Consider the following 6,000-nt stretch of genomic DNA (forward strand, 5'->3'; position numbering starts at 1 on the left):
CGGTTCGCGTGAGCAAGGTCGCCGTGCGCGTCATCCCGTGCCTGGACGTGGACGCCGGGCGCGTGGTGAAGGGCGTCAACTTCCGCAACCTGCGCGACGCGGGCGACCCGGTCGAGCTGGCGCGCCGCTACGACGCCGAGGGCGCCGACGAGCTGACCTTCCTGGACATCACCGCGTCCAGCGCCGACCGGTCCACCACCTACGAGGTGGTGCGCCGCACCGCCGAGCAGGTGTTCATCCCGCTCACCGTCGGCGGCGGCGTGCGCACCGTCGAGGACGTGGACCGGCTGCTGCGCGCCGGCGCCGACAAGGTGGCGGTGAACACCGCCGCCATCGCCCGTCCCGAGTTCCTGCGCGAGGCCGCGCACCGGTTCGGGTCGCAGTGCGTGGTGCTGTCGGTGGACGCCCGCCGAGCCGAGGGCACGCCGTCCGGGTTCGAGGTGACCACGCACGGCGGCCGCCGCGGCACCGGCATCGACGCGCTGGAGTGGGCGCGGCGCGGCGAGGAGCTGGGCGTGGGGGAGATCCTGCTCAACTCCATGGACGCCGACGGCACCAAGGCCGGGTTCGACCTGGAGATGCTGCGCCGGGTCCGCGAGGCCGTCTCGGTGCCGGTGATCGCCAGCGGGGGCGCGGGGGCGCTGGAGCACTTCGCGCCGGCCGTGGCGGCGGGCGCCGACGCCGTCCTGGCCGCCAGCGTCTTCCACTTCGGCGATCTGACGATCTCGGCCGTCAAGGACGCGCTGCGCGCCGCCGGCCATCCCGTCCGCTGACCGTCGTCCGCGCGTGACCGCGCGCCGCGCCGCCCGAAGCCGCGCGGCGCGGCGGGCGCCGGTCAGCAGACGCCGTCGCGGGGCGTGGGGTTGGCGAGGCCGAACAGGGCGCGGGCGCGCAGGCCGACCCAGGTGCCGCCGAGGGCGACCGCGCCCCACAGCCACCCGTGCAGACTGCCGGAGGCGATCCCGGCCAGGTAGGCGCCGATGTTGCAGCCGCCCGCCAGCCGGGCGCCGATCCCCATGAGCACGCCGCCCAGCACGGACGCGACGGCGGTGCGCCACGGCAGGCGGCGGTGCAGCGTCCAGGCGCCCGCGGCGGCCGAGGCGACGGCGGCGCCGAGAATGATCCCGATGTCGGTGAGGCTGTTCTTGTCGGCCAGCACCGGGCCCGCCAGCATCTTGGCGTTCCTGGCCTCCTGCCAGTACGTCCAGTGCTCCGGGTGCAGACCGGCCGCCTGCAGGAGCTTGGCGCCCCACAGCGCGAACGCGCTGGTGATGCCCCAGGGGCCGCCGGACACCAGCAGCACGCCGGCGCCGAGGACCGCCAGCGCGACCGCCCCCGCGGCCGGCGGCCAGGATCCGCGGACGATCCGCAGCGCGCCGCGGGCGGTGGGCACCGCGCCGACCGGCGGCGGGGTGCGGCGGGCCTGTACGACGCGGGTCAGCGCCGCCACGCCCGCCAGCGCGGCGATCGTGACCGCCCAGGAGCCGAACCAGCCGATGTGGTCGGCCATCACCACGCCCGGCACGGCGGGCAGGTCGCGCACCAGGTCGTACTGCCAGGTGTAGAGGATCGACCCGGCGACGAACCCGCCGAGGGTGAGCAGGATCGCCGACTGCCCGGAGCCGACGGCGAACAGGGTGCCGGACGCGCAGGCGCCGCCGAGCTGCATGCCGACGCCGAACAGGAACGCCCCGGCGACCACGCCGACGCCCAGGTCGCCCGAGGACGGCGCGGGGGTCGACCCGAACAGCCCGGTGCCGGTGCCGATGATCAGCGCGAACAGCGTGGCGGTGGCGCCGAGCAGCAGGGCGTGGGCGCGCAGGCCGGTGCCGTTGCCCACGGCGATGAGCTGCCGCCACGCGGAGGTGAATCCGAACCGGGAGTGGAACAGGGCCACTCCCAGGCCCAATCCCAGCAGCAGGAGGACGCCGGGCTTGGCCCCGTGCCGCGTCCACACGTACGCGGTGAGGGCCACGGAGACGAGGGAGGCGACCAGGAGCGGTACGCGGCGCACGGGCGGCGCCGGCGGCGCCTCCGGGGGCGGGGAGGAGGTGACGGCGGGGGACAGAAGGCGTGAGGGGACCAGGGTCGTCACAGGCAACTCCAGACATTTCCGGGCGCGGAACAGGGGAAAGGGGTGCGCGGCCGGGCATGGGGAGACGATCGGGGGAGTCGGCTCAGCGAAGAGGGAGGGCGGGGGAGGCGCTCAGGCGCGACACAGGCCGTCGTCGACGCAGGCCAGCGCCATGGTGAACAGCACCATGCGCAGCGACGTCGTCACACCGATCACAGCCGACAAGAGTATCAAGACACCCCGAAAGCGGATGAATTCTCCGCGTCGGGGTCGGCGACGGCGGCCTCGGGGGAGCGTTCGACGACGGGCAGCAGGATCGCCGACGGGTGGTCGGGGTCGTGGAAGACCTCCTGGTCGGCGGGCAGGCCGGGGGACGCCGCGGTCGCCAGCGGCTCCCCGGTGCCGGGGTTGGCGGCCACCTTCGGGTAGGCGCCGCTGGTCACGTGCACGCGGATCCGGTGGCCGCGGCGGAACCGGTGCCCGGTCGGCCACAGGTCGACCGCCACCCGCCGCACGCCGTCCGTGCCCACCGGCGTGCCGGCGGTCGGATGGTCGGGGGCGACCCTCAGGCCGCCCTCGCACACGTTGCGGGACGTGCCGTCGGGCGACACGTCGCACAACCGGACGATGAAGTCGGTGTACGGCCGGCTGGACCGGACGAACAGGTCGGCGGTGACGGGGCCGATGACATCCAGGTCGTGCCGCAGCACGGCGGAAGTGAACACCAGCACGTCCCGGCGCTTCTCCAGAGGGCGGTTGTCGACCGGCTTGGAGGACCCCAGCAGCGACGGCCCGCCCAGGGCGGGCGTGGGATTCGACGGGTCGAAGCGGTACGTGCTGGGCCTGCTGTCCTGGGGGCCGTCCTCGCCGAGCCCGCCGCCCCCGTGCAGGTGCCAGCGTTCCCGCCGCATGCCGGGAGGCGGCCAGTCGCGGTAGTCCCGCCACTCCCGCGCCCCGGTCACGTACAGGCGGACGGGGTTGGCCCGCAGCCCCGAGAAGTCGCCGCGCAGGTGCGCCTTGAACCACGCCAGCGACTCGCGGAGCGCCACCAGGCCGTGCCGGGCGTCGGCGTGCCACCAGGGCCCGATCGTCAGGTACGGCTCGTGCCCGGCGGACCGCAGCGCCAGGTAGTCCCGCAGCTCCCAGGGCAGGAACACGTCGTACCAGCCGCCCAGCAGCCGCACCGGCGCCGCCACCTGGCCGACCGTGCCGCTGAAATCGCGGCGCCGCCAGTACTCGGCGCCCGACTCGTGGTTGGCGAGCAGGTCCCGGTAGAAGCGCATCGGCTCGCCGCCGGCCAGCACGTCCAGCTCCGCCAGCGGACGCAGCGAGCGGGCCGCCCGCAGGGCGCGGCGCCGCGACAGCATCGGCCCGGCGATCAGGCCGAGCGGGCCGGCGAGCGGGCCGAACGCCGAGGTCTGGCGGCGGGTCAGCTCCGTCCACCCCAGCGTGGACTCCAGGGCGAACGAGCCGCCCACGTACGCGGCCTCCCGGAACGACGACGCGGTGACCTGCAGCGCCATGGCCTTCAGCTCGGGCCCGGCCTCGGCCGCCAGCGCCCACGCCGAGTAGCCCAGGTAGCTGGCCCCGTAGGCGGCGAACGACCCGTCGAACCACGGCTGCTCGCGCATCCAGGCGACGGTCGCCAGCCCGTCCTCGCGCTCGTGGCCGAGCGGGTCGAACTCGCCGCCCGACCCGAACGTGCCGCGCACGCTCTGCACCAGCAGCTGGAACCCGAACGGCACGAACGGCAGGCCGGCCATCACGGCGGCGGGCCCGCGCCGTCCGTACGGCGTGCGCACGAGGACGGTGGGCGGGCGGCGCGCGCCGCGCGGGACGTACCGGTCGGCCAGCAGGACCACCCCGTCCGGCATCGGCACCGGGATGTCGCGCTCGACCGTGTAGCGGGGGTGGAGGGACCGGGGCAGGCGGATCGGCGCCGTCGGCAGGGGCGGCAGTCGATCAAGGTGGTCCCTGAGGGCCATGGGTGCTCCGCTTCTCGTGGCTACTGCCTAGTAATCACGGTAGCCGTTGAAACGTCATCGTGAAACGTGACGGGTCGGAGGATTTGGGCAGGTAAAGACGGGGATCGGGGATGGCGGCGGACGCCGCCGCACGAGCACGGGTTCGGGAGGGCGACGATGTGGGCCGGTCACAACTCGCCGACGCGCTCGCCGCTGCGCAGCGCGGGCCCGCCGGCGGTCCGCCCGGCCGCCGCGTGGTACGCCCTGCCCGTGGCGCTGGTGCTGTCCGCGGTGACCGGGCTGGCGGTCGTGCTCGCCGTGAGCTGGGACGCCTCCAAGGCCGCCCAGGCCGACCCGGTCGTGATCGACGGGCGCGGGCACAAGCGCCCGGACCTGGTCGCCGGGCGCCGCTACCTGCTGTACGTGCCGAGGGGTGCGCACGCGCCGGCCTCCTGCGAGGTCGCGCTCGGGACGGCGTCGGTTCCGCTGGCGTTGACCAGGAGCGACCCGTGGGCCGCCGCACAGCGGGCCGGCTACCGCTACGCCGCCTCGTTCCGGGCGCCGGTGTCCGGGCCGACCCGGCTCGTCTGCACGGGCGACGCGCCCCGGCTGATGATCGCGCCGGACGACGCCGTGCACGGCCTGCTGGGGCTGGCCGTGCTGGCGGCCCTGGCGATGACCGGCGCCGGGGCGGTCGGCTTCGTGGTGATCTTCGTGCGCCGGCGGCTGACCCGGCGCCGCCTGGCCTACGGCCTGCCCTGAGCCCGGGGCCCCGTCGCGGGCGCCCGCCGCAGGGCGCCCGCCACAGGGCGTCCGCGACAGGGCGTCCGCGACAGGGCGTGCGCGACGGGGCGTCCGGTCAGGCCAGCAGGGTCTCGCCGATCCAGCCGCCGGGGCCGCAGCCCGGAGGCAGCGCGAAGACGGCGGAGCCGACCGGCGTGGTCCAGAGGTTGAGCAGGTCGGAGGCGGCCAGCCTCCGCTGGACCGGGACGAACTGGCGGTGCAGGTCCGCCTGGTAGGAGACGAACAGCAGCCCCGAGTCGGCGACGCCGTCGCGGCTGATCGATTCGTCGTAGTTGTAGCCGCGTCGCAGCATGCGCAGCGCCGGGTCGGCCGCGCGGGCGAGGCGGATGTGGGCGTTGTCGGAGATGACCGGGAAGCCGAGCTCGTCCTTGGCCGTGAAGTCCGGCTCGTCGTGTTCGGCCTTCCCGGTGAGCGGGGCCCCGGTCCGCAGGTCGCGGCCGACGGCGAACGCCTTGGCCCCCTCGTCGGCCTCGTCCCACTTCTCCAGGTCCATGCTGATGCGCCGCAGGACCATGACGGTTCCGCCGCGCAGCCACTCCGGCCCGTCACTGATCCACACCGCCTTGTCCAGGTCGGCGGGCTGGACGGTGCCGTCGAGCTGGCCCATGAGGTTGCGCTGGGTCTGGCCCGCGGGCTGGTTGCGGCGGAACCCGCGCTGGGTCCAGCGCACGGCGGCGAAGTCGCGGGCGTCCTTGACGATCAGACGCAGCGCGTGGGCCAGGGTGACGGCGTCGTCGGCGCACAGCTGGACGAGCAGGTCGCCGCCGCTCCAGCGGTCCTCCAACCGGTCGATGGAAAAGCGCGGCAGGTCGAGCCGTGGCTGCCGGTCCCGCAGCTTCGCCTTGGCGAACAGGCCGGGCCCGAACCCGAAGGTGACGGTGAGCCGCGCGGGCCGGTCGGCGAGCTCGGGCTGGGCGTCGGCCAGGCCCTGGCGGCCGGCGGTGAGACGGCGGGCGTCGTCGGTGAGCAGCCGCATGAGCCGTCCGAGCGCGGCCCGGTCGGTGCCGGGGCGCAGGTCGAACGCGACGAACACCGCGTGCACCTGCGGAGGGGTGGCGATGCCGGCCTGGTGCGCGCCGTGGAACGGCACGACGTCGGGGGTCCGCGCGGGCGCGGCGGGCCGGTCGGCGCGGCGGTCGGCGCGGCAGGCCGCGGCGG

5 protein-coding genes are annotated in these 6,000 nt (G+C 75.5%); 2 read left to right on the forward strand and 3 right to left on the reverse strand.

Going from position 1 to position 6,000, the window contains the following annotated elements; all coding sequences use genetic code 11:
• Positions 1 to 8: 8 nt before the first annotated feature.
• Entirely contained in the window at positions 9 to 773 is a 765-nt protein-coding gene (hisF, locus tag AR3_RS22395; RefSeq protein ID WP_067916514.1) for an imidazole glycerol phosphate synthase subunit HisF, read from the forward strand.
• A gap of 62 nt (positions 774 to 835) precedes the next feature.
• On the opposite strand, the gene AR3_RS22400 is transcribed toward hisF, so the two are convergent.
• A complete protein-coding gene (locus tag AR3_RS22400) occupies positions 836 to 2,095 on the reverse strand; it encodes a YeeE/YedE family protein (protein WP_227023005.1) in 1,260 nt (419 codons plus the stop codon).
• 209 nt (positions 2,096 to 2,304) lie between these two features.
• On the reverse strand, positions 2,305 to 4,059 hold the full coding sequence (locus AR3_RS22405; protein ID WP_067916516.1) for a CocE/NonD family hydrolase: 1,755 nt from the start codon (positions 4,057 to 4,059) through the stop codon (positions 2,305 to 2,307).
• 156 nt (positions 4,060 to 4,215) lie between these two features.
• On the opposite strand from AR3_RS22405, the gene AR3_RS22410 reads away from it, so the two are divergent.
• Entirely contained in the window at positions 4,216 to 4,800 is a 585-nt protein-coding gene (locus tag AR3_RS22410; protein ID WP_067916517.1) for a hypothetical protein, read from the forward strand.
• Between the two features lie 97 nt (positions 4,801 to 4,897).
• On the opposite strand, the gene AR3_RS22415 is transcribed toward AR3_RS22410, so the two are convergent.
• On the reverse strand, positions 4,898 to 6,000 hold a 1,103-nt coding region (locus AR3_RS22415), incomplete at its 5' end, for a Dyp-type peroxidase (RefSeq protein ID WP_067916518.1).

This window comes from Actinomadura rubrobrunea NBRC 15275 (genome assembly GCF_001552235.1).
GTDB classification, from domain to species: domain Bacteria; phylum Actinomycetota; class Actinomycetes; order Streptosporangiales; family Streptosporangiaceae; genus Spirillospora; species Spirillospora viridilutea.

Excerpts from the sequence above, each read along its gene's own strand:
- AR3_RS22405 (WP_067916516.1), bottom strand. The coding sequence starts at position 4,059 with ATGGCCCTCAGGGACCACCTTGATCGACTGCCGCCCCTGCCGACGGCG.
- AR3_RS22410 (WP_067916517.1), top strand. The coding sequence starts at position 4,216 with ATGTGGGCCGGTCACAACTCGCCGACGCGCTCGCCGCTGCGCAGCGCG.